The following is a 1,724-nucleotide window of genomic DNA, read 5'->3' on the forward strand; positions in this document are numbered from 1 at the left end:
CAGGCAAGGTCTGCGATTATGGCCCTTAACGCATCAAAATCGGTCTTTTGAACGGCAAGAGGCCCGTTTTTAAGCGCCGTAAAGCGGTCTTCAAACACGGGCCTCCCGGTCTTTTCGTAGATGACGCCAAGCGGGATACGCCCCCCGAAAAGGAGTGCAGTCCTAAATGCAAGCTCCCTGTCCGTTGGGTCGTAGCCAATAGGCAGTTCCCGACAGCGCTCCTTATACCATGCATAGGTGTTTACCTTATTAAACGACACACAAGGCTGGAGGATATCCACCAACGAAAATCCCCTGTGCCTTATGGCCCTGACAATGAGATCGGTAAGATGTTCCTTCATGCCCGCATAGCCCCTCGCCACAAAGCCTGCATCAAGGGCGACTGCAACCGCTAGTGGATTGAACGGCGATGAATACACGCCGTGCGGCTGGGCCTTGGTCACAAAACCCTCGTCAGAGGTGGGGCTTGCCTGGCCCTTGGTAAGCCCATAGACCTGATTATTATGGACTATCATCGTTATATCAATATTTCTACGGATGGCGGAGATGAAGTGATTGCCGCCCTCGCCGTACATGCAACCGTCTCCGCTCTCCGCTATCACGGTAAGCCCAGGGTGTGCAAGCTTGGCCCCTGTTGCAACCGGGACAGCCCTGCCGTGAAGGCCGTTAAACACATTCACGTTCAGATAGTGAGGTGTCTTCGCCGCCTGCCCTATGCCTGAGACTATTAAGACCTCGTGGGGGCCGAGTCCACAGGCAACAAGGGCCTTTTTGAGCGCATCGAGTATGCCGAAATTTCCGCATCCTGGACACCAGGCGGTCTCATATTCCCCGAAATCCTTTATATCAACCATGGAAATGCCCCCATTAAAGGCGTTCAAGTATGTAATCCGCCGTAAACGGCAATCCGTCGTAGCGAAGCACACGGTCTTTGATATCAAAGCCTGTCTCGCGCCTGATGAGTCGGGCGAACTGACCTGTGGCATTGCCCTCGATGGAGACTACCCTCTTGGCCGAACTCAATCGTCCGAGGAACTGGTCCTGCGCCAAAGGCCAAACCTGGTCGAAGTGGAGGTTCCCAACGGATTCGCCACCTTGTCTCAGTCTCTTGCCTGCCTCAAGACCAGCGCCCCTTGAGGAACCCCATGTTAAAAGGATCGTCTCGGGCGCCTCTGGACCATGATATTCAGGCGGTTCGACCTCTTTCAAGACGACGGTCCATTTCCTAAACCTCTTTTTCACCATTGCCTCCCTAACTGAAAGGTCCTCAGTAAGATGCCCATCTTCAGTGTGTTCGTCGCTGTCGGCGACGACAAGATGCCGGCTGAACCCTGGAAGCAGCCTAGGCGAAACGCCGCTCTCTGTAATGAGATATCTCCTATAAGGCGCCTCTATGTCGGATACCCATGCGCCGGCCCTTACCGGCGCAAGCCCCTCCAGATTAAATGGTTCAACCGCCCTATAGGAATCGGCAAGAAACTGGTCGGTCAAGATGAACACCGGCCCCTGCGACGCCTCTGCAAGGTGAAATGCCCTGTGAGTCAGGTGAAAACATGCCTCTATAGACCCTGGGGCAAAGATCGCCCTTGCAAACTCGCCGTGGCCGGCATGGAGTACAAACTCGAGGTCGGCCTGTTCCGTCCTGGTCGGAAGGCCTGTAGCCGGCCCTGGACGCTGGGCAACCACTATCACAACAGGGGTCTCTGTCATGCCTGCAAGGCTTA

General features: G+C 55.0%; 1 protein-coding gene and 1 pseudogene. Both read right to left on the reverse strand.

The features are described 5' to 3' along the window. Window positions 1–854 (reverse strand): thiamine pyrophosphate-dependent enzyme (locus tag ACP5SG_RS09630; RefSeq protein WP_424661219.1); only part of this gene is annotated, 854 nt, incomplete at its 3' end. A gap of 13 nt (window positions 855–867) precedes the next feature. Next, window positions 868–1,724 (reverse strand): annotated as a pseudogene (locus ACP5SG_RS09635) (2-oxoacid:acceptor oxidoreductase subunit alpha); the annotation flags it as partial.

Origin of the sequence: Dissulfurimicrobium sp., from assembly GCF_049968175.1 — a bacterium.
Lineage (GTDB): Bacteria > Desulfobacterota > Dissulfuribacteria > Dissulfuribacterales > Sh68 > Dissulfurimicrobium > Dissulfurimicrobium hydrothermale.